This window comes from Type-A symbiont of Plautia stali, from assembly GCF_059731155.1.
Genome location: NZ_AP035891.1, coordinates 2,265,820 through 2,288,121 on the forward strand (window position 1 = coordinate 2,265,820; position 22,302 = coordinate 2,288,121).

The 22,302-nt window shown below is 57.5% G+C and carries 17 protein-coding genes, 1 tRNA gene and 1 pseudogene; 4 read left to right on the forward strand and 15 right to left on the reverse strand.

Translation table 11 applies throughout. The annotated features are described in order from the left end of the window. Window positions 1-32 precede the first annotated feature (32 nt). From AC6I8M_RS12190 to AC6I8M_RS12210, 5 genes are all read right to left on the reverse strand, one after another. Window positions 33-719, reverse strand: a complete 687-nt coding sequence (locus tag AC6I8M_RS12190) for a GntR family transcriptional regulator (protein WP_010616915.1) — start codon at window positions 717-719, stop codon at window positions 33-35. A 99-nt stretch (window positions 720-818) separates the two neighbouring features. Continuing rightward, entirely contained in the window at window positions 819-2,279 is a 1,461-nt protein-coding gene (locus tag AC6I8M_RS12195) for a mannitol dehydrogenase family protein (protein ID WP_010616917.1), read from the reverse strand. A 52-nt stretch (window positions 2,280-2,331) separates the two neighbouring features. After that, on the reverse strand, window positions 2,332-3,615 hold the full coding sequence (locus tag AC6I8M_RS12200) for an MFS transporter (protein ID WP_010616918.1): 1,284 nt from the start codon (window positions 3,613-3,615) through the stop codon (window positions 2,332-2,334). Window positions 3,616-3,765: 150 nt separating this feature from the next. Continuing rightward, a complete protein-coding gene (locus tag AC6I8M_RS12205) occupies window positions 3,766-4,776 on the reverse strand; it encodes a Zn-dependent oxidoreductase (RefSeq protein WP_022547183.1) in 1,011 nt (336 codons plus the stop codon). Between the two features lie 400 nt (window positions 4,777-5,176). Next, window positions 5,177-5,722, reverse strand: a complete 546-nt coding sequence (locus tag AC6I8M_RS12210; protein ID WP_022547182.1) for a chorismate mutase — start codon at window positions 5,720-5,722, stop codon at window positions 5,177-5,179. Window positions 5,723-5,949: 227 nt separating this feature from the next. Here AC6I8M_RS12210 and AC6I8M_RS12215 point away from each other — a divergent pair, with 227 nt between their 5' ends. Both AC6I8M_RS12215 and AC6I8M_RS12220 read left to right on the forward strand, forming a co-directional pair. Next, a complete protein-coding gene (locus tag AC6I8M_RS12215) occupies window positions 5,950-6,585 on the forward strand; it encodes a hypothetical protein (protein ID WP_022547181.1) in 636 nt (211 codons plus the stop codon). Between the two features lie 44 nt (window positions 6,586-6,629). Continuing rightward, entirely contained in the window at window positions 6,630-7,619 is a 990-nt protein-coding gene (locus AC6I8M_RS12220; RefSeq protein WP_082231754.1) for a molybdopterin-dependent oxidoreductase, read from the forward strand. A gap of 55 nt (window positions 7,620-7,674) precedes the next feature. Here AC6I8M_RS12220 and AC6I8M_RS12225 read toward each other — a convergent pair. Continuing rightward, window positions 7,675-7,750 (reverse strand) — tRNA-Asn (locus AC6I8M_RS12225). A gap of 307 nt (window positions 7,751-8,057) precedes the next feature. On the opposite strand from AC6I8M_RS12225, the pseudogene AC6I8M_RS12230 reads away from it, so the two are divergent. Together AC6I8M_RS12230 and AC6I8M_RS12235 are read left to right on the forward strand one after the other, a co-directional pair. Beyond that, window positions 8,058-9,178 (forward strand): annotated as a pseudogene (locus AC6I8M_RS12230) (Gfo/Idh/MocA family protein). A gap of 269 nt (window positions 9,179-9,447) precedes the next feature. Beyond that, the gene (locus tag AC6I8M_RS12235) at window positions 9,448-10,344 is read left to right on the forward strand and encodes an IS110 family RNA-guided transposase (protein ID WP_498013394.1); all 897 of its coding nucleotides are present in this window, start codon (window positions 9,448-9,450) and stop codon (window positions 10,342-10,344) included. A 204-nt stretch (window positions 10,345-10,548) separates the two neighbouring features. Here the strand turns inward: AC6I8M_RS12235 and accA are convergent, their stop codons facing one another. The 9 genes from accA to bamA form a co-directional block, all read right to left on the reverse strand. Continuing rightward, complete coding sequence (gene accA, locus AC6I8M_RS12240) at window positions 10,549-11,508, reverse strand: acetyl-CoA carboxylase carboxyl transferase subunit alpha (RefSeq protein ID WP_010616176.1); 960 nt, start codon at window positions 11,506-11,508, stop codon at window positions 10,549-10,551. Between the two features lie 12 nt (window positions 11,509-11,520). Beyond that, complete coding sequence (dnaE, locus tag AC6I8M_RS12245; protein ID WP_058948732.1) at window positions 11,521-15,003, reverse strand: DNA polymerase III subunit alpha; 3,483 nt, start codon at window positions 15,001-15,003, stop codon at window positions 11,521-11,523. A gap of 31 nt (window positions 15,004-15,034) precedes the next feature. Continuing rightward, window positions 15,035-15,661 carry a ribonuclease HII gene (gene rnhB / locus AC6I8M_RS12250; RefSeq protein ID WP_010616178.1) on the reverse strand — a complete coding sequence of 209 codons (627 nt, stop codon included), beginning with the start codon at window positions 15,659-15,661 and terminating at the stop codon, window positions 15,035-15,037. Continuing rightward, window positions 15,654-16,802: a lipid-A-disaccharide synthase gene (gene lpxB / locus AC6I8M_RS12255; RefSeq protein WP_058948733.1), complete on the reverse strand. Its 1,149-nt coding sequence runs from the start codon at window positions 16,800-16,802 to the stop codon at window positions 15,654-15,656. The genes rnhB and lpxB overlap by 8 nt, the downstream gene beginning before the upstream one ends. A gap of 3 nt (window positions 16,803-16,805) precedes the next feature. Next, window positions 16,806-17,594, reverse strand: a complete 789-nt coding sequence (lpxA, locus tag AC6I8M_RS12260) for an acyl-ACP--UDP-N-acetylglucosamine O-acyltransferase (RefSeq protein WP_010616181.1) — start codon at window positions 17,592-17,594, stop codon at window positions 16,806-16,808. Between the two features lie 3 nt (window positions 17,595-17,597). Beyond that, the gene (gene fabZ / locus AC6I8M_RS12265; protein ID WP_010616182.1) at window positions 17,598-18,053 is read right to left on the reverse strand and encodes a 3-hydroxyacyl-ACP dehydratase FabZ; all 456 of its coding nucleotides are present in this window, start codon (window positions 18,051-18,053) and stop codon (window positions 17,598-17,600) included. Window positions 18,054-18,246: 193 nt separating this feature from the next. After that, a complete protein-coding gene (lpxD, locus tag AC6I8M_RS12270; RefSeq protein WP_010616183.1) occupies window positions 18,247-19,272 on the reverse strand; it encodes a UDP-3-O-(3-hydroxymyristoyl)glucosamine N-acyltransferase in 1,026 nt (341 codons plus the stop codon). A gap of 3 nt (window positions 19,273-19,275) precedes the next feature. Then, the gene (gene skp, locus AC6I8M_RS12275) at window positions 19,276-19,773 is read right to left on the reverse strand and encodes a molecular chaperone Skp (RefSeq protein WP_498013396.1); all 498 of its coding nucleotides are present in this window, start codon (window positions 19,771-19,773) and stop codon (window positions 19,276-19,278) included. 114 nt (window positions 19,774-19,887) lie between these two features. Further along, entirely contained in the window at window positions 19,888-22,299 is a 2,412-nt protein-coding gene (gene bamA, locus AC6I8M_RS12280) for an outer membrane protein assembly factor BamA (RefSeq protein ID WP_498013397.1), read from the reverse strand. Between the last annotated feature and the right edge of the window lie 3 nt (window positions 22,300-22,302).

Genomic DNA, 22,302 nt, shown 5'->3' on the forward strand with positions numbered 1-22,302 from the left:
CATCACACCGCACCGCATCACACCGCACAACACTACGGCCCTTCAAACCATTCGCTGTTGCGCTCGGCAATCGGCGTAATGGTCAGAATAATCTCCTGCAGATGTCGCCGCATCGCCTTCTCAGCAGCATCGGCATCTTGCGCTTTCAGCGCGGCAAATATCTCTTCGTGCTGTTGAATCAGGCTCTCCGGCGGCGACACTTCGCTCAGCGTCAGAAAGCGCACGCGGTCCATCGTCGCTTTAATGTTCTCCACCGTCTCCCACGCCAGCAGACAGTCAATGCCTTCGGCAATCAAACGGTGAAACTCATCGTCGAGCGCCAGAAACGCCTGGGTGTCGTGGCGTTCCGCTGCCAGACGCTGCAGCTGCAGATTGTGTTCCAGCGCCATCAGTCCGGTGGCACCGATCTCCAGCGCGGCGCGGCGAACCACGGCGATCTCCACCGCTTCACGGATGAAACGGCCATCGGCCACGCGCTGGGCGGAGATTTTGCGCACGAAGGTGCCGCGCTGCGGCAGGACCTGCATCAGGCCGGCTTCCGCCAGTTTGATAAAGGCTTCCCGCACCGGCTGCCGCGACACGTTGAAGCGCGCCGACACTTCTTTCTCCGACAGCAGCGAGCCTGGATGGATCACGCAGGTCACGATATCCTTCCGCAGATAGCGATAAATCTGCTGATTTACCGGTTCGCTGGTGGTTATGGTATAGGCAATCGACATGCAGCAATATCCGTATTACGGCTGGCCGCCGCCAGCCCGCTTAGAAAGCGTCAGTCTAATCAGCACGCTGCGTCTGCGCTACACATTTGTGCAGGCGGCTTAGCCTTCTGTGACCAGCTCCTGCACCGTGGCGCGCGCGCCGGTAAGCCGCAGCGGCTGGTACAGCTCGGTGAGCCGCGTAACAAACGCCGAGTGATAACGTAAGTCGTCGCCGAACACCGCCTGCAGGCGCAGTAAGGCCTCAACGCGCTGCGGACCCTCCTCGCTGTTGGCAACAATGCTGGCCAGCTGTGCGTTGAGCGGATCGCGAATCTCAATCGCCGCGCCCTGCTCATCGACGCCGCTGATATAGCGCATCCAACCCGCTACGCCCAGCAGCAGATAATCACAGGCCGTCCCGTTACGCAGATGCCAGCGCACGCTATCCAGCAGGCGCTGCGGCAGCTTCTGCGTGCCGTCGGTGGCGATTTGATAAGTGCGATGTTTAATCGCCCGGTTTTCGTAACGGGCGATCAGCGAATCGGCATAGGCGACCAAATCGACATCCTGAGTGCGCAGCGTGGGTGCCTGATCCTGCAGCATCAGCGCGCGCGCCGCCTGACGAAAATTCGCATCGGCCATGCAATCGCTGATGTGCGGATAACCGGCCAGGTAGCCGAGATAAGCTAGGAACGAGTGGCTGCCGTTGAGCATGCGCAGTTTCATCTCTTCGTACGGCAGCACATCACGCACCAGCTCCGCACCGACCTGTTCCCACGCCGGGCGGCCGCTGACGAAGTTATCTTCAATCACCCACTGGAAAAAAGGTTCGGCTTCCATCGCTACCGGATCGCGACTGCCCAGCCGCGCTTCCAGCGTCGCGAAAGCCTCATCGGTCATCGCCGGTACGATGCGATCCACCATGGTTGAGGGAAAGGTTAGGTAGGTCTGAATGTAATCCGCCAGCGCCGGGCTGCGGCGCTGCGCCAGCTGGGTAATCACATTACGCGTAACGTGGCCGTTCTCCGGCATGTTGTCACACGACATCACGCTAAACGGCGGCAGATCGCGCTGGCGACGGCGTTCAATCGCCGCCAGGATCACGCCGGGCAGCGAGCGCGGCGTGTCAGGATGCGCCACATCGTGCACGATGTCCGGATGCGTCAGGTCGAGCTGGCCGCTCGACGGCAGCGAACAGTAGCCTTTTTCCGTGACCGTCATCGATACGATGGCGATTTCCGGCTGGCTCATCGCTTCAATCACCGCCTCAATACCGTCACTTTTCGCGTGCAGCGCCTGGGTAATTACGCCAACAATGCGCGTGTGCAGGCTGTCGTCGGCCATTTCGGTCACGCTGTACAGCAAATCCTGCTGGCGCAGAGCGGCGATCAGCGCGCCGCTGTTAAGATTCACTTCGCAGTAGCCCCAGTCGCTGCCGTGCTGCGCCAGTTTGTCAGTGGCCAGCGCCTGATGGGCGCGGTGAAAGGCACCAAAACTAATGTACACCATGCGGGTTTTCAGCTGGCTGCGGTCGTAACTGGGGCGCTGTACGTCAGCGGGAAGGCGATCGGGTTGTAACATGCATAATCCTTGTGGCAAACGGGGCGCGCGGCGCCCCAGCAGAGTCATTCGATTAAACGGAGACCGGTTTGTCGCTGGCTTTCGGGCTGCGAATCACAAACAGCACCAGCAGCGCGCCAAGTGCCGCCACCACGCCCGCCAGCACAAAGGCGCTGTCAAATTTGCCGGTGTGCTGCACGATGAAACCGGTAACGATCGGGCCGATAATGCCGGACAGGCTGCCAATCAGGTGGATAAAGCCGCTGATGCTGCCGACGCGGCTCTTGTGCACCACATCCTGAATAATCGCCCAGTAAATGGCACCGGTGATGTAAAGGAAGAAGATGGAGATCGACATCATGATCACCGCCGAATTCACCTCTTTGATGGTGCCCGCCAGCGTCACACATATCGCTGCCGCCAGCAGCGACACCACCAGCACAATTTTGCGCGATAGCAGCAGCTTACCGGTGATATTAAAGATTTTATCGGATATCCAGCCGCCCAGCGCCAGGCCAACGAAGCCGACAATCCACGGGATCATGGTGGTGATGCTCATGGCTTTGATATCCAGCCCGTGCGCCTGCACCAGATAGGCCGGGAACCAGCTCAGGAAGAAGAACAGAATGTAGTTGTAGCAGAAGAAGGCGAACGCGGTGACGAGGATAATCGGCTGACGCAGATAGTAGCCCATGCCGTGCGCTTTGCCGTCCGTGTCGATGATATCTGCCGGCTCTTCCGCTTTCAGTTTCTCTACCAGCGCGCGCTCCTGCGCAGAGACGTGCTTACTGCGCGCCGGATTATCGGCGGCGAAGAAGAACCACAGCGCCATCCACACTAGGCCAATCAGGCAGATCACCACAAACGCCGGACGCCAGCCGAAGGAGAGCGCTAGGTAGCCGACAATCGGCCCGGCGACCGCGCCGCCGAGCGGGGAACCGGCACTCAGCAGGCCCATGGCGGTGGCAGCCTGCTTTTTCGGGAACCAGCCGTTGATAGCTTTGTTGGCCGAGGCGCAAATCGGGCCTTCCGCCATACCGAACAGCACGCGCAGAATCATCATCGACCAGAAACCGGTCGCCAGCGCGGTCATGCCGCAGAACAGCGACCACATGCCGACGGCGGTGCCGAGCACGATCGTCGGGCCAAATTTATCGGTGGCTAAGCCACCAATAAAGTTGAACAGCGCGTAGCCGAAGAAGAAGTTGCCGAAAATCAGGCCGAACTGTTCGGCATTGATCATCAGATCTTTTTCCACCAGCGGCACGGTGAGCGACAGGGCAATACGATCGAGGTAGTTGATCATATAAACCAGGAACAGCAGCAGTACGAGGGTCCAGCGTAAATTCTTCAGCATAGAAACTCCGTTTCCCTGTTCTTCTTCGGCTGCATCGTCACGGGCAGATTACCTTGATGACCGCGGCGCTGCGCCTGATTTATGCAGGGGATTATTGTTGTGGCCGGCGGGTACGCACCGGCATCAGGGACATCTGGTGTGGCACATCACTCAATCCATTTGCAGGATCACTTTGCAGCAGGTGCGCGGGTCTTGTTCAAACAGCGTCATGGCGCGCTCGATCTGCGCCAGCGGGAAATAATGGGTGACCAGTTTTTCCGGCTGGATCAGCCCCTGTTCCAGCCACGCAATCACCTGCGGGAAGCGGTTGCTGTTCAGGCGCGAGGTAAACAGCGACAGCTCTTTGCTGGTCAACGCCTGCTGCGTCAGGCTGCACGGCTCAGCAGAAAACCCGAGCAGGCCAACGCGCGCCGCCGGCGAGGCCAGCGCAGCCGCTTCGGCGAGGATCGCCGGATGGCAGGCGGCGTCGATAATCAGCGTCGGCTGTACGCCTTCCAGCTGCGCCGCCAGCGGGATCTCACTGTTGTTATACAGGCGATCGGCACCGTTTTGCTGCGCCAGCGCCAGCCGCTCCGGCAGGCGGTCCACCACCAGCACCTGCTGTACACCGTACACGCCTTTGAGCACCTTAATGGCGGTCAGCCCCATCGGACCGGCACCGTAAATCAGCGCCACATCCTGTGGCTGCGGTTTGAGGAACGCCGTGATGTTAGCGGCAATGGTGAAGGGCTCAACCAAGCTGGCGAGTTGGTCGGGAATGCTCGCCGGCAGGCGATGGGCATTTTTTGCTGGTGCCACCGCATATTCGCTGAAGCCGCCGTCGCGGTGAACGCCAATCACCTGCAACGACTGACAGACATTGGGACGGCCAACGGAGCAGGGATAGCAGTGGCCGCAGCTCACCACCGGATCGACCGCGACTCGCTCGCCCAGCCGGCTGGCATCGACGTCCTGTCCGACCGCGTCAATCACGCCGAAAAACTCATGGCCGATCACGCGCGGATAGCGGGCAAACGGATTGTGACCGTGCCAGATGTGCACGTCAGAGCCACAGATACTGGCAAATTTCACTTTTACCCGCACTTCATCAGCGGCGGGCTGCGGCAGCGCGCGCTCGGCCAGCAGCAGTTCACCCGGTTGTTCAATCACCACACTTTTCATCATCAGCTCCTGGCTGGTGGCCTGAAGGCGCGGCGTACCAGCAATAACGGGACAGTAATGACGAAAAAATACGCGCAATAATACTACCATACAAGTTGCTGTTGCAGAGTTGTGAACGCAATCACAGAGCGGAAGGGGTCGTTGCAGAGAGAGGTTTAAGAATGACGTTCCGGTGCGCATCAATGCGCACCCTGTAAACCGGACAGTGACTTTGCAGGGTCGCCATTTGTGGCGTAACAGCTCTCGTTCAGCAGAAATTGGAATGATGTTACAGGGGCCGCATCACTGCACACCCTGTAAAGTCATTACCCGATTTGCAGGCTCGCCATTTATGGCGACCGGAAAAGAAGCAGCAAAATGACAGGCCTGCTGCGATCGACGGCACGCTCGCCGCGCAACATCACGGCCGCCGTAACGTCACCGCGCTGAGCGTGCGCCACAATAACTCTTTATCCTGCGGCGACACGTTGCGCTGCTGAATGTCTCGCATAAATTCGGCCTTCTGCGGTGCCTGCAGCGTCGCGCCCTGTTTCAACTGCGCGGCAAGCTGCGTCAGAATCGCGTCGCTGTAATAACCAATGCTTTTGCGCACCTCATCCAGCGGAAGCGGCTGCCAGTGCGGCTCCGGCGTCGCCAGCCAGTCGGCGCGATAGCGATACTGCACCGCTTTCGCCACATCCATCTGCGCCTGAATAAACGTCTGCACCGTGGCATCGTCCAAGCCCAGCTGACGCGCTTCCGCCAGGGCTTTGTCCAGCACCTTGCGCTCCTGACCCAAATCTTCAATCGGCTGATGATGCTGCGCCTTATAGCCCGCCACATCCTTCATGTAAGACAAGCGCGTGTTGATAAGCTGGCTCGGCGAAGGACTGCTGAGTTCTGCCGCGGCGGCGGAACAGCTGCAAATCAGCAGCGCTAACGTGGCCGATCGTAACTGCATTTCCATACTGATGCTCCCAATGTTCAACCCAGGCGCTGGATCTGCGCGAGGCTCAGGCTAAGACAAAATAATGACATGACAAAGTGCAGGGTGAAAAATTATCTTGTTTTTAATCTACCAACTAGTAGGTTTTTTCCAGCGCCTTTTGCCGCAATGTTATTGCACTTTGGGTTGAATGATTTCTGGCACAGGGCTGCCGCTGAAGCAGCGCTTATCATCAAAAGGAACACTCCATGACGGTCTTATCACATCACAAACGCCTTTCACTGCTGATTGCCGGTTCACTGCTGGCCGGCGCCACGCTGTGGCCGGCGATGGCGGCAGAGATGGCAGGGCAAAAAGTGCAGGTACGTGGCATTGTTGAATCGGTAAACGGGCAGCAGCTCACTATCAAGTCACGCGAAGGATCTGAGGTCATCGTTGCCATGAAGCCAGGCGCGATGGTGTCCGCGGTGGCGAAGGCCAGCATCAGCGACATTAAAAAGGGTGATTACGTGGGCATTGCCTCGCTGCCGAAAGCGGGCGGCGGATATGGCGCGCTCGAAGTACTGATTTTCCCGGCGCAGCTGAAAGGCGCAGGCGAGGGCAACTTCAGCTGGGATCTGAAGCCGGGCAGCTCAATGACCAACGCCACGGTCACCAATAGCGTCACGTCGGTGGATAACAGCGAAGTGACGGTGAGCTATCACGGCCATCAGAAAAAAATTGCTATTCCGGCCGGTACGCCGGTGGTAACACTGGCGGCGGCCACCCCGGATGACCTGAAACTTGGCACCACGGTGTTTGTTCCGGCCGAGAAAGGCGCCGACGGTAAGCTCATCGCAGGCAATGTCATTGTCGGCAAAAACGGCGTAGTGCCACCTATGTAATCCGGCTCTAGCCAGGCCTCGCCTGGCTGGTAAGGGGCTCGATGATGCAACAGCCTTCACCTTCCCGCAGTAAAACGCTGATCCGTCGTCATTCGCTGCTGGTGCGCGTGACGCACTGGGTCAACGCCCTGTGTTTTGCCGTACTGCTGATTAGCGGACTGCAAATATTTAATGCGCATCCGCGTCTGTATGTCGGCCTGTATGGCGCGGACCATGAGCAGCCGGTGTTTGAAATCGGCAATCGTCAGCAGCAGGGATTTGTCCGGCTCGGCTCGCTGCAGCTGAATACCACCGGCGTGCTCGGTGTCTCGAAGCTGGAGGGCACGCTGACGGCGCGCGCGTTCCCCGGCTGGCTGACGCTGCCGTCGTGGCGGGATTTGGGTGCCGGTCGCCACTGGCACTTCTTTTTTGCTTGGCTGCTGCTGTTCAACGGCGTGATTTATCTGCTGCACGGTTTCTGGCACCGGCACTTTCGCCGCGATCTGTTGCCCAACCGTCAGCAGTTGGACGCGCGTCATTTGTGGCAGGAGATTTGCGACCACGCCCGGCTGCGCGTCACCGGGCTGGTGCAGCAGCCGCTGAGTTTATCGCTCAGCGATCTGCAGCGGTTTCCCAGTCGCACGCAGATCACCCGTCACGACTGCGTGGAGGGCTGGAGCGCAATTGGCAAATGGCAGGGCGTACCGCTCGGACTGGTGCTGGATGCGGCGCGCCTGCGGCCAGGTGCCCGCTACGTGGTGTTCCTGTGTGCCGACGAGCTGGAGCAGACGCTGGACGGCAGCGGGCGCTACTACGAAAGTATCGATCTGCAGGATGCGTGGCATCCGCAAACGCTGCTGGCCTACCGTATGAACGATCAGCCGCTGCCGGTAGCGCACGGCGCGCCGCTGCGTCTCAGAGTCGAGCGCCAGCTCGGTTACAAGCACGCCAAGTATCTGATGGAAATTAAAGTGGTGGATTCGTTTGCCCAGCTGTGGGGCGGACGCGGCGGCTACTGGGAAGATCGCGGCTATGAGTGGTATGGCGGTATCTAAACGTCAGAACGCAGAAAAGCAAAAAGCCTGCTATAAAAGCAGGCTTTTCTCAATCTGGCTCCTCTGACTGGACTCGAACCAGTGACATACGGATTAACAGTCCGCCGTTCTACCGACTGAACTACAGAGGAATCGTTGGAATGGGGCGCATATTATCGGGCAGGCTGTGGCTTGTCAAAGCTCTTTTTCACAATTTTTTGTGACTGCTGAATAAAGCGTCAATTGACTGGCGCGGGCCCGCGCGATGGCGCGAATTAGCGCCAGCACTGCGCCTGATTGTGAGAGATGTCACCAATGCTATGCAAAATTACATTCTGATTTGTCGCGTCTGTCAGATACCTCGCATGTATGATCACAGATATTTCATTTCGCCGTTGTCGCCTCCCAAAACGAAACATATATTCCGGGAAACCCTTTCCCGTGAACCGCAGGTGCAGCATGAACAAAGTCAGAATCGGTATGATTGGCAGTGGATATATTGGGCGTTGTCACGCAATTGCCTACGCGTAGGCACCCACGGTGTTCGCCCTGAAGGGCGAAATTGTGCGCGAGATGCTGGCAGAGATGAATCCGGCGCTGGCGGCGCAGCAGGCGGCGACGTTTGGCTTTGCCCGTTCGACTGGCGACTGGCGCGAGCTGGTGCGCGATCCGCACATCGACATGGTAGATATCTGCGCACCAAACTTTCTGCACAAAGAGATGGCGCTGGAGGCGATTCGCCACGGGAAGCACGTCTACTCCGAAAAGCCGCTGTCGCTCTCCGTGGCCGATGCCGAAGAGATGGTGCAGGCGGCGCAGCAGGTAGGAGTGAAAACCTTGGTGGGCTTCAACTACATGAAAAACCCCACCAGCCAGCTGGCGCAGGAGATTATCGCGCGCAGTGAGATCGGCGAGGTGGTGCACTTTTATGGGACCCATAACGAAGATTATCTGGCGCGCGCGGAGACGCCGCTCGACTGGCACTGCCAGAAAGCGCTGGCCGGTCTCGGCGCGCTTGGCGATCTGGCGGCGCATATCGTCAACATGGCGCACTATCTGGTCGGTGATATTGATGAGGTGAGCGGTACATGATGACGGTGATAAAACAGCGACCGGATCCGAAGGCGCCGTCACGTCTGTTGCCGGTGGAAAACGAAGATCAGGCCAGCGCGCTGCTGCGCTTTAAAAATAGCGCGCACGGCGTGATTGAAACCTCGCGCATCGCCTGCGGCAGCAAGATGGGGCTGACTTATGTGGTGACCGGCACCAAAGGCGCGCTGCGCTACACTCAGGAGCGCATGGCTGAGCTGGAACTGTATCTGCACGACGATCCGGCCGGTCGCCAGGGCTTTAAAACCATTCTCAGCGGTCCGGCGCACCCTGATTACGCCAGCTTCTGTGTCTCGGCCGGCCACGGCATCGGTTTTAACGATCAGAAAACGGTCGAGATTCGCGATCTGATCAACGGCATCGCCGCCGGCGCTCGCATGTGGTCGGATTTTGCCGAAGGGCTGCAGGTGCAGAAAGTGCTGGAAGCAGTGGCGATTTCCGCCGTGGAGCGCCGCTGGATGAAGGTGTGACGCAGAGAGGCAGCCGCAGACGCATGTAACCGGTCGCCATGAATGGCGACCCTTATATCCCGATCATTCTCCTCCGGGTATGATGATCCCCGACTGATCATCGGGAAGTTGCTGGTGAGATGGGGGCGACCCCTGGGCATAAAGCCTGCTTTGTGGATTCATCCCCGGCAACTTAACTCCCGCCTTCAAGACCGGACGGTATCCTGTGCCCCGAGCACGCATCCATAAGGATGGTCATGGCGGTTTCCCTGTGCTGTTAAGGAGAATCTATGCAAACCCGTATGCCTGTCGGCATTGATATTGCCTCCGGAAAGTTTGATGTGGCCGTCTGGAAAGGCGACACGTCTTACAAAACCAAAGTCTTTCCCAACACCCCTAAGGGCTTTATCGCCCTGAAAAAATGGCTGGAGCCGTTCGGCTGCTGCCATATCTGCATGGAGGCTACCGGCGCGTACAGTGAGCCGCTGGCCACCTTCCTGCACGACGAAGGCTATGATGTCAGCGTGGAAAATCCTGCGCGCATCAGGCGCTTCGGGCAGGCCGAGCTGAGCCGGAATAAGACGGATAAAGACGATGCGCGCATGATAGCGCGCTACTGTAAACTGCACGGCCCATCGCTGTGGCAGCCGGCGCCGCTGAATGAACGCAGGCTGAAAGCGCTGGTGAAGCGCCTGACGAATCTTCAGGAAATGCGGCAGATGGAAGAGAACCGGCTGGAGGTATCGGATGCGGTGGTGCAGCCCTCAATCCGCGTGGTCATTGCGGCGCTGGATGCGCAGATAGACGAAACGAAGCGGGCAATAAACGACCATATTGACAATGACCCGGGCCTTAAAAAGAACAGGGAACTGCTGGAGTCCATCCCGGGCGTGCTGGGCAGCACGATGCTGGCGTATATGGGGGACATGTCGAGGTTCAGCAGCAGCAAGGCTCTTGTGGCGTGGGTGGGGCTGAATCCGATGCGGCAGGAGTCCGGTGAGTGGAAGGGCAAAAGCAGGATATCGAAGATGGGCAACAGCGCGATGCGCAAGGCCCTGTACATGCCAGCGATAGTGGCGATGAAGTGGAATCCGGCGGTAAGTTTGCTGAAGAAGCTGCTGCAGCTGGCTTATGGTGTGCTGAAGTCGGGTCGTCCGTTCGATGCCGAAATATGTCTTGCCAGGTAACCGGCAAGACGGTATCTACAAAATATGGCCCGATGCGCATTCATGCGCATCGGATACAATCCCACAACCGTTGCCGTTTGTCATAGGGTGCGCATTTATGCGCACCGCCATAAATGGCGACCCTACGGGGAACTCAAGCAGATCGCGGAAAACAGGCATAAAAAAAGCGGACCGGGGTCCGCTTCTGTGAAGTCTTTTCGGCGCTTACGCGTAGCCGTAGCTCATCAGGCGCTGATAGCGGCGGTTAAGCAGCTCTTCAGTGCTCAGCACATCGAGATCGGCCAGATCGGCCAGCTGCTGCTGCTTGAGCGCTGCCGCCATGTCCACCGGGTGACGGTGCGCGCCGCCCAGCGGTTCCGGGATGATCGAATCGATCAGCTTCAGCTCTTTCAGACGCCCGGCGGTAATGCCCATCGCTTCTGCGGCGAGTGGCGCTTTGTCAGCGCTCTTCCACAGAATTGACGCACAGCCTTCCGGTGAGATCACCGAATAGGTGCTGTACTGCAGCATATTCACTTTATCGCCAACGCCAATCGCCAGCGCGCCGCCGGAGCCGCCTTCGCCGATCACGGTACAGATCACCGGGATCTTCAAACCGGACATCTCGCGCAGGTTGCGGGCAATCGCTTCAGACTGACCGCGCTCTTCCGCGCCAACGCCCGGATAGGCACCCGGCGTGTCGATGAAAGTGATCAGTGGCATCTTAAAGCGCTCAGCCATCTCCATCAGACGCAGCGCTTTACGGTAGCCCTCGGGTGCTGGCATACCGAAGTTACGCCGGATTTTCTCTTTGGTTTCACGGCCTTTCTGATGGCCAATGACCATCACCGGACGCCCATCCAGACGAGCGATGCCGCCGACAATGGCTTTATCATCGGCATAGGCGCGGTCACCGGCCAGCTCGTCAAAATCGTCAAACGCATTGCGGACATAGTCCAGCGTATAAGGACGCAGCGGATGGCGCGCCAGCTGCGCAACCTGCCATGCACCCAAATCGGAGAAGATTTTACGGGTCAGCTCGACGCTTTTCTCGCGCAGACGCTGCACTTCTTCATCCAGATTAATATCGTGTTTCTCATCCGAACGACCAATCGATTTCAGCGAGTCGATTTTCGCTTCCAGTTCAGCGATTGGCTGTTCAAAATCCAGGTAATTAAGACTCATAATGTTCCTGTTTTAGTCAAACTCCAGTTCCACCTGCTCCGCCCCTACTAACGACCGCAAATCGTTGAGTAAACGATCGCTGGGCGAAATACGCCACGCTGCACCAAAGCGCAGCTTCGCCCGCGCATCTGCTCTCTGATAATAGAGATGCACCGGAATGGTCCCGGAGCGATGAGGCTCCAGAGACTGGCGGAGACGGTTTAAAAGCTGGTCATCAATTTGCCTGTCCGTCAGCGAGATAGCAAGTCCGCGCGCGTATTTTTCCCGCGCTTCGTCGATGTCCATGACTTCCCGGGCGGTCATTTTAAGCCCACCGCTAAAGTCATCAAAGCTGACCTGTCCACTGACGATCAGGATACGGTCCTTCTCCAGCAGCTGCTGGTATTTATCTAACGCATCGGTAAATAACATCACCTCCAGACGGCCAGAGCGGTCGTCAAGAGTACAGATACCAATTCGGTTGCCGCGCTTGGTGACCATGACGCGGGCGGCAATCACCAGCCCGGCCGCAACGGTCACTTTACCACGTTCTGTTGGATGCATGTCTTTCAGGCGCATGCCACCAACGTAGCGCTCAATTTCTTTCAGATACTGGTTAATGGGATGGCCGGTGAGATACAGACCGAGCGTCTCACGCTCGCCATCCAGCTGCACCTGTTCCGGCCACGGCGTAATGGCGGCATAAGATTGCTCAACCTGCTCGGGCTCTTCCGCCAGCACGCCGAACATATCCGCCTGTCCAGTCGCCTCGGCTTTGGCATGCTGATCCGCCGCTTTTAGGGCGTTCCCCAGCGCGCTTATCAGCGCCGCGCGGTGCGGGCCAAGACGATCGAACGCGCCGGACATGATCAGTTTTTCCATCACGCGACGGTTGATCTTTTTGGTGTCGGTGCGTGCACAGAGATCAAACAGCTCTTTAAAGTAGCCGCCCTGATTACGCGCTTCGAGGATCGCTTCGATCGGCCCCTCACCCACGCCTTTGATGGCGCCGATGCCGTATACGATCTCCCCGTCATCGTTGACATGGAACGGATAGAGCCCGGAGTTAATGTCTGGCGGCAGCACTTTCAGCCCCATGCGCCAGCACTCATCCACCAGTCCAACCACCTTCTCGGTGTTATCTATATCGGCGGTCATCACCGCCGCCATGAACTCGGCCGGATAGTGCGCTTTCAGCCACAGCGTCTGATAGGAGACCAGCGCATAAGCAGCAGAGTGCGACTTGTTAAAGCCGTAGCCCGCGAACTTCTCCACCAGATCGAAGATTTTCATCGACAGTTCGCCGTTGATGCCCATCTTCTCAGCACCGTCCTGGAACACCGAACGCTGCTTGGCCATCTCCTCCGGCTTCTTTTTACCCATGGCACGACGCAGCATATCCGCGCCGCCCAGCGTATAGCCGGACAGCACCTGAGCAATCTGCATCACCTGTTCCTGATAGAGGATGATGCCGTAGGTCGGCTCCAGCACAGGCTTCAGGCTCTCATGCTGCCACTGAATATCCGGGTAGGAGATGGCTTCACGGCCGTGCTTACGGTCAATAAAGTTATCGACCATGCCCGACTGCAGCGGCCCCGGACGGAATAGCGCCACCAGTGCGATCATATCTTCGAAGCAGTCCGGCTTCAGGCGCTTGATCAGATCTTTCATGCCGCGCGATTCAAGCTGGAACACCGCGGTGGTTTCCGAGCGTTGCAGCATGTCGAAACTTTTTTTGTCATCCAGCGGGATGGCGGCGATATTGATCGGCGGTAACCCCTGCTTTTCACGTCGCGGGTTGATCATCTTCAGCGCCCAGTCGATGATGGTCAGCGTGCGCAAGCCGAGGAAGTCAAACTTCACCAGTCCGGCGTATTCCACGTCGTTTTTATCGAACTGGGTGACCGGGAACTGGCCGTTCTCATCGCAGTACAGCGGCGCAAAATCGGTGATTTTGGTCGGCGCAATGACCACGCCACCGGCGTGCTTGCCGGCGTTACGCGTGACCCCTTCCAGCTTGCGCGCCATGTCGATCAGCGCTTTGACCTCTTCGTCAGCTTCGTAGATCTCCGGCAGCTGCGGTTCCGCTTGGAACGCTTTTTCCAGCGTCATGCCCGGATCCGGCGGGATCAGTTTCGAGATGCGCTCAACAAAGCCGTACGGATGACCCAGCACCCGGCCGACGTCGCGAATCACCGCTTTCGCCGCCATGGTACCAAAGGTGATAATCTGCGACACCGCATCGCGGCCGTACATCTCAGCCACGTGATCGATCACCTGGTCACGTTTTTCCATGCAGAAGTCGACGTCAAAGTCAGGCATCGAGACACGTTCCGGGTTAAGGAAACGTTCGAACAGCAGGTCAAACTCCAGCGGATCGAGATCGGTAATTTTCAGCGCGTAGGCCACCAGCGAACCGGCGCCGGAACCACGCCCCGGCCCCACCGGAATGCCGTTGTCCTTCGACCACTGGATAAATTCCATCACGATCAGGAAGTAGCCGGGGAAACCCATCTGGTTAATGACGTTGAGCTCGATGTCGAGACGCTCGTCATACTCCGGCCGGCGTTTGGCACGCACCTGCTCATCCGGGAAGAGAAACGCCAGGCGCTCCTCCAGCCCTTCGCGCGACTTCATCACAAGAAAATCTTCGGTCGACATGTCGCCGGTCGGGAACTGCGGCAGGAAGTATTCGCCGAGGCGCACCGTGACGTTACAACGCTTAGCAATCTCTACGCTGTTTTCCAGCGCTTCCGGGATGTCCGAGAACAGCTCGCACATCTCCCCTTCGCTGCGCATATATTGCTGAGGACTGTAGTTGCGCGGACGTTTAGGATCGTCCAGCGTGTAGCCGTCGTGAATCGCCACGCGGATCTCATGGGCATCGAAATCTTCTTCGTTGAGGAAGCAGACTTCATTGGTGGCCACTACCGGCACCGATTCAGCAATGGCCAGCTCAACCGCGGCGTGCAGATAGGCCTCTTCGTCTGGCCGGCCGGTACGCGTCAGTTCCAGATAGTAGCGGTTGGGGAAATGCTGCTGATAGAAGCTCAGGCACTGCGCCACCAGCGCGTTATTGCCGCGCAGCAGGCTGCGGCCGACGTCGCCGCGCCGTCCGCCCGACAGCAGAATCAACCCTTCGCCCAGCTCCAGTAGCCAGTCACGATCGATAATCGGTCCGGCGATACCGTAACCGCGCTGGTAAGCGCGCGAAATCAGCAGCGTCAGATTCTGGTAACCGGTGTTATTAGCGGCCAGCACGGTGAGCTGCGTCAACTCATCGCCCATCAAATCGCTGGCAACCTGGAAGTCGGCCCCGACGATCGGTTTAATACCAGCGCTGTGCGCGCTGCCATAAAAGCGCACCAGCCCGCACAGGTTGGTGTAGTCGGTAATGGCAATGGCTGGCATGCCGAGCGCGGCCGCCTTTTTTACCAGCGGCCCGGTCTTGGCCAGACCATCGACCATGGAGTAATCGCTGTGTACGCGCAGATGTATAAAACGAGGTTCAGCCATATCAGTTTCCGGTTAAAACAGCGTCAGGCTATTAAAGCGTAGTCGGCTGGCGCGCGGCCAGCACATCAGTATCAATCAGGGCGTTACGCACCGGCGCAAAGCTGCGGCGATGGTGAGGTGTGGCACCAAACTGCGTCAGTTTTTCCATGTGCAGCGCGGTCGGATAGCCTTTGTGCTGGGCGAAACCGTACTGCGGAAACAGCAGGTCCAGCTCGGCCATTTCACGGTCGCACGTGACTTTGGCGATGATCGAGGCGGCGCTTATTTCCCGCACCAGGCTATCGCCCTTCACCACCGCCTGCGACGGCATCGGCAGCGCCGGACAGCGGTTGCCATCAATCAGGATAAAATCCGGTGCAATATGAAGACCGGCAACCGCGCGCTGCATCGCCAGCATGGTGGCGTGCAGGATGTTCAGCTGGTCAATCTCTTCGGGTTCAGCGCGGCCCAGGCTCCACGCCAGCGCTTTCTCTTTGATTTCATCAAACAGCGCGAGGCGGCGCTTTTCAGACAGCTTTTTGGAATCCGCCAGGCCGGCAATCGGCCGCGCCGGATCGAGGATCACGGCGGCGGTCACCACGGCACCGACCAGCGGGCCACGTCCGACTTCATCAACGCCGGCAATCAGCCGGGCATCAGGATAGATAAATTCAGCCATTGGCAATCTCCAGTACCGCATCCGCCGCCTGTTCGTCGGCGTTCCAGCGAATCTGCTGATGCAATTGGGTGAAAGTGACCAGCAGCGCGTTACGCTCTGGACCAGCATGCAGCAGCGGCTCCAGCGCCGCAGCTAACGCCGCAGGCTGGCACTCTTCCTGCAGCAGCTCCTGTACCAGTTCACGGCCGGCCAGCAGGTTAGGCAGCGAAACGTACGGGGTTTTTACTAGCCGCTTCGCCAGCCAGAAGGTGAACGGCTTCATACGATAGCCCACCACCATCGGGCATTTCGCCAGCATGCACTCCAGCGCTGCAGTGCCGGAAGCCAGAATCGCCGCGTCGCTGGCGATCATCGCCTGGCGCCCTTTGCCATCCAGCAGGTGCATCGGCAATTCCGGCGCGACGCTGGCTTTGATCTGCTCGAACTGCGCACGCCGCTTCGCGTTAACCAGCGGCACCACAAGCTCCAGCGCCGGATAGCGCTGGCGCAGCAGTTGTGCAGCGCGCAGGAAATCAGCGCTGAGCATCTCCACTTCTGCGCCGCGGCTACCCGGCAGCAGGCCGAGGCACAGCGCATCATCAGCGATGCCTAATTCACGCCGCGCGGCCAGTTTGTCCGGCTGCAGCGGCATCGCATCGGCCATGGTGTGCCCGATAAAGCGGCACGGCACGTTGTAGCGATCGTAAAACGCTTTTTCAAAGGGCAGAAACGCCAGCACCAGATCGGTGTTGCGGCCAATTTTGAACACGCGCTTTTGTCGCCAGGCCCACACGGAGGGACTGACGTAATGAATGGTGCGAATGCCGGCACGCTTGAGGTTGCCTTCCAGCGTGATGTTAAAATCCGGGACATCAATGCCGACGAAGACATCCGGCCGCAGCTCGGTAAAGCGCTGGGTTAAATCCTTGCGGATGTGCAGCAAACGACGCAGGCGGCCAAGCACCTCAACGATGCCCATTACCGCCAGCTCTTCCATCTCGTACCAAGCTTCGCAGCCTTCGGCCTGCATCAGCGGACCGGCGACGCCAACGAAGCGCGCGTCGGGATGGCGCGCTTTCAGCGCACGAATCAATCCGGCACCAAGAATATCGCCGGAGGTTTCTCCGGCGACCAAGGCAATCGTTAAGGGACGCACTGACATGAATTAACGAATCAATCCACGGGTCGAACGGGCAAAGAAGTCGTAGAAAGGCTGCACTTCGCTATGAAGTTTGGCCAGTTCTTCGATCTTCGGCTTAACTTCATCCAGCGTTTTACCGCTGCGGTACAGCAGCTTGTACGCGTTACGAATGGCGTGCAGTGCCTCTTTGCTGAAGCCACGACGCTTCAGGCCTTCGATATTGACACCGAACGGCGTGGCATGGTTGCCCTGTGCAATCACGTACGGCGGCACGTCCTGCGCGACGCCGGAACAACCGCCTACCATAACGTGGGCACCAATGGTGCACCACTGGTGCACCGCCGTCACACCGCCGATGATGGCAAAATCATCCACGGTAACGTGGCCGCCCAGCGTTACGTTGTTGGCCAGAATACAGCGATTGCCGATCACGCAGTCATGGGCAATGTGCGCATTGACCATCAGCAGGTTGTCGCTGCCGACTTTGGTCAGCCCGCCACCCTGCATGGTGCCACGATGAATGGTGACGCTCTCGCGGATGCGGTTGCGATCGCCGACTTCAACGCGGGTCGGTTCACCGGCATATTTCAGATCCTGATTCACTTCGCCAATAGAAACGAACTGGTAGATCTGGTTATCTTTACCGATAAGCGTGTGGCCATTCACCACCACGTGCGATTTCAGCACCGTGCCTTCGCCAATTTCCACGTTCGCTCCGACAACACAAAACGGACCGATTTGGACGTTGGCGCCGATCACCGCACCTTCTTCAATGATGGACGTTGGATAGATGCTGGCGGTTGAATCAATCACTAATTATGCCTCCCGGCTACGGGCACACATCATGGTCGCTTCACAGACAATCTTACCGTCTACGGTTGCCACGCCTTTGAAGCGCGTCAGGCCACGGCGGGTCTTCTCGAAGGTGACTTCCATGATCATCTGGTCGCCCGGCACTACCGGACGCTTGAAACGGGCTTCGTCGATACCGGCGAAATAGTACAGCTCGCCCGGTTCCAGTTTTCCAACGCTTTTAAACGCCAGAATACCGGTCGCCTGCGCCATAGCTTCCAGGATCAGAACGCCTGGGAAAATCGGTTTATCAGGGAAGTGTCCCTGGAAAAACGGTTCATTAACAGAAACGATCTTTACCGCACGCAGATATTTATGCTCTTCAAATTCCAGCACGCGATCAACCAGCAAAAACGGATAGCGGTGCGGCAGCAGTTCTAAAATCTCTTCAATTTTCAGAGTATGCGTTTCAGTTGTCAAAATACTTTTCCTGTCCTAAAAATCTGATGGCAACAATAACACGGCCTGCACCGATCAAAATGATCTTTCGCAGGCCGCAAATCAGTTCAGTAGCGTTTCGCTTACCATGATACCTGCTGCCGCACTCTGGTTAACCCCGAGGTGAAAGAAGGTACGCTGCTTTATTATGAAAGCGGGTAGAGCCGGGATGTGCTCAGTCGTCTTTGCCGACCTTGCGTTCGATGGCTTTTAAGCGTTTGCTCATGTCATCGATGTTCATCACCAGCGCTGCCGTTTTACGCCAAGTTTTGTTGGGTTGCAGCGGGACACCCGATGAGTATACCCCAGGCTCTGTGATGGGACGCATGACCATGCCCATGCCGGTTACCGTCACTTTGTCACAGATTTCCATATGGCCGTTAATGACGCTGGCTCCGCCAATCATACAGTAACGCCCAATCTTCAGACTACCCGCTATGATCACACCACCGGCAACCGCGGTGTTATCACCAATCACGACGTTATGCGCAATCTGACACTGGTTGTCTATGATAACACCATTGCCGATCAGAGTGTTATCCAGCGCACCGCGATCGATCGTGGTACAGGCACCAATTTCTACCCGATCGCCAATCACCACGGCGCCCAACTGAGGAATTTTCACCCAGTTGCCGCGGTCGTTAGCATAACCGAAACCATCGGCACCAATCACGGTGCCAGACTGAATCAGACAATCCTGACCAATCTGAATCTCATGATAAACCGTAACGTTGGCCCACAGACGGGAACCACGGCCAATGCGCGTGCGCTTGCCGACAAAGCAGCCGGCGCCAATCACCACGTTATCACCCAGCTCAACGCTGGACTCGATGACCGCATTAGCGCCCACCGAGACATTGTTTCCCAGCTTCGCGCTCGGATCGATCACGGCGCTGGGCGCGATATTTTGCGCGGGCTGCGGCGTGGTGTCCAGCAGTTGTGCCATGCGGGCATAAGTCAGATAAGGGTTTTTCACCACCAGCGCGGCGGTTTTACACCACTCCAGATCCGCTTCCGTCAGCACCACGGCTGAGGCCTGAACCTGTGCGAGCTGCTCGCGGTAGCGGCTGTTGGCAAGAAAAGTGATTTGACCAGGGGTGGCGGATTGCATAGAAGCAATGCCGGAGATGGCGATATCGCCATCTCCGTGCAATTCTGCATCCAACTGCAGGGCTAAATCAGCCAGTCGAATTGATGACATCGATTATTTAACCTGTTTCAGCACGTCAGCAGTAATGTCTTTCGCGTTAGAAGCATAGGCAACGGCATTGGCGTCGATCACCACGTCATACCCTTCGCTGTCAGCCACTTTCTTCACTGCGTCCTGAATACGGCTCAGCAGTTTGTTACGCTCTTCCATCTGACGACGGCGGTTATCCTGATCGAAAGCCTGCGCTTTAGTCGAGAACGCTTCGCGCTGTGACATGATATCTTTTTCCATGCGGCTGCGGTCGCTGGTCTTCATGGTTGAACCATCACGCTGCAGTTTCTGCATTTTAGTCTGCAGATCGCGCTCCTGGCTCTGCAGCTCAGTTGCACGGCCCTTGAATTCGTTTTCCAGCTGTTTAGCAACGGTCGCACGTTTTGGTAACTGTTGGAAAATGCTGGACACGTTTACCACTGCAATTTTGTCAGCAGCCTGAACGCCCGCGGAAACCGCTAAAGCAAGACCCAGACCTGCGGCACACAACAACTTTTTCACTATAAACTCCTTACCATCAACGTTTGTGTCAGCGACACAGTGTTGTCATCGCGCCGGCTCCCGTCTGGCGCCGGCGCGATGCCGTACTACGACTCTGCTTCCGTGCTCAGAACCTTACCAAGTTTTACCGATGTTAAACTGGAACTGTTCTGCTTTGTCTCCCTCGACTTTCTTCACTGGCTGTGCGTAGGAGAACACCAGTGGTCCAAGTGGCGACATCCACTGCAGCGCAAGACCGGCAGAGACGCGAATGTTGTTCGGGTCGCTGTAGTCCGGAATGCCCGCCGCGCGGGTTTCCGCGGTGTTCTGCCACTTGGTATCCCAGACAGTACCGGCATCCATAAATACCGAGGTACGTACTGAGTTTGCATATTTCTCGCTCAGGAACGGCGTTGGCGTAATCAGCTCAAGGCTGGCGATCGCCATGGCGTTACCGCCCACCGCATCGTCAGACTTACAGATGCCGTCCGGATCGGTCAGATTACAGCTCGACGAGCGATCGTTCAGGTAAGCGGCTTTCGGACCAATGGTGTTGGACTTGAAGCCACGTACGGTGCTGTAACCGCCGGCGTAGAAGTTCTCATAGAACGGCATCTCTTTGCCACCGAGTCCGTCACCGTAACCAACACGGCCACGACCCAGCACCACCCAGGTGCCATCACGATTCAGCGGCACGTACTGCTGGGTGTCCAGCGTCGCTTTGTAGAATGAGTTATCTGAGCCCGGAATGGTCACTTTACCGTTCAGGTTGGTACGGTTACCGCGCGTCGGGAAGAAACCACGATCGAGCGTGTTGTACGTCCAGCCGTAGTTGAAGGTGAAGTCATCCGCAGAGAAATCACCGTCATCATTCAGCTCCTGATGACGCCCCACCGAGTCAAGGTAACGCCACATCGCCACCTGCGGACGCATGTTGGACAGGTCGTTGTGCACATAACCTAAGCCGACGCGCAGCGTGTTGTTTTCGTTAACCGGGAAGCCCAGCGTACCGTCAACACCGTAACTTTTGTTGGTGTAGTCGGAGAGGTCAGCATCATCCGCTTTAAAGTCATTGTAGAAGAGGCGGCCGCCGAGGCTCACACCGTCCACCGTGAAGTACGGATCGGTGAGTGAGAATTCTGCGTAGGTCTGATAGTCGTTCTTGGTACCGCTGATGCCGACGGTATTACCGGTACCGAGCCAGTTATCCTGGGTCACGCCGACCTGGAAGCTGACGCCACTCTCAGTACCGTAACCAACACCAAAGTTGAAGGTACCGGTGTTACGCTCTTTGACTTTGTAAACCACATCAACCTGGTCTGGCAAGCCCGGAACGCGCTGGGTATCAACGTCCACGGTTTCGAAGTAACCGGTACGGTTCAGACGCTCTTTGCCCTGATCGACCAAGTCGCTGCCCAGCCATGCGCCTTCCATCTGACGCATTTCGCGGCGCAGTACGGCATCTTTCGAGGTATCGTTAACTTCAAAACGCACTTTACGCACGTAGTAGCGGTTACCGGCATCAACGTTGATATGCAGCTTAACGGTTTTATCCGCATCATTGATTTCCGGCTGCATCACCACGCGTGGATAGGCGTAGCCATAACGGCCCAGCAGCTTCTTGATGTCATCTTCCATCTGGGTGACTTTGGTGCCGTTATACAGCTCACTGTTAGGAATCTGCGTCAGGTGCTCAATTTCCGCCGAGTGGCTCGCCATGCTGCCGTTGACGATCACGCCGGCAATCTTGTACTGATCACCTTCGGTGATCTTGACGGTGATGTAGATGCCTTTCTTGTCCGGCGTCAGGCTCACCTGCGTGGAATCAATATTGAAACGCGCATAACCGCGATCCAGATAGAAGCTGCGCAGGGTTTCAAAATCGCCCGCCAGTTTCTGCTTCTGGTATTTACGATCGCCCACCACGTACCACCACGGCACTTCATCGCGCAGCTGGAAGCGGGAAATCAGTTCGTCTGAGCTGAACGCTTTGTTGCCAACAATGTTGATCTGCTGAATTTTGGCCGAGACGCCTTCCTGGAAGACGAATTTCAGATCGACACGGTTACGCGGCAGCGGCGTCGCGATGGCTTTGACGCTGGCGGTATATTTACCGACGCTGTAGTAAAAGTCCTCCAGCCCCTTCTCGATGGAAGAGAGCGTGGTGCGGTCAAGCGCTTCGCCGACGCGCACACCGGAGGCCTCAAGGTTCTCCTTCAGCTGATCCTCTTTCACCGCTTTGTTACCGGAGAAGGTGATGCTGGCAATGGTCGGACTTTCTTTCACCTGAACAATCAGGGTGGTGCCGTCACGCAGAACCTGGACATCTTCAAAGTTACCGGTAGCGAACAGTGAGCGAATGGTGTTTCTGATGTCATCATCATTCACCGTATCACCGACGCGTACCGGTATGCTGAGCAGAGCCGCGCCGACGGCGACTCGCTGTAGACCTTCGAAATGAATGTCCTTCACTACGAAATCGTCTGCACCGTAAACGGTGGCGCTGCTAAACAGCAGCGACGCTATGAGCAACTTTTTCATCGCCATCGT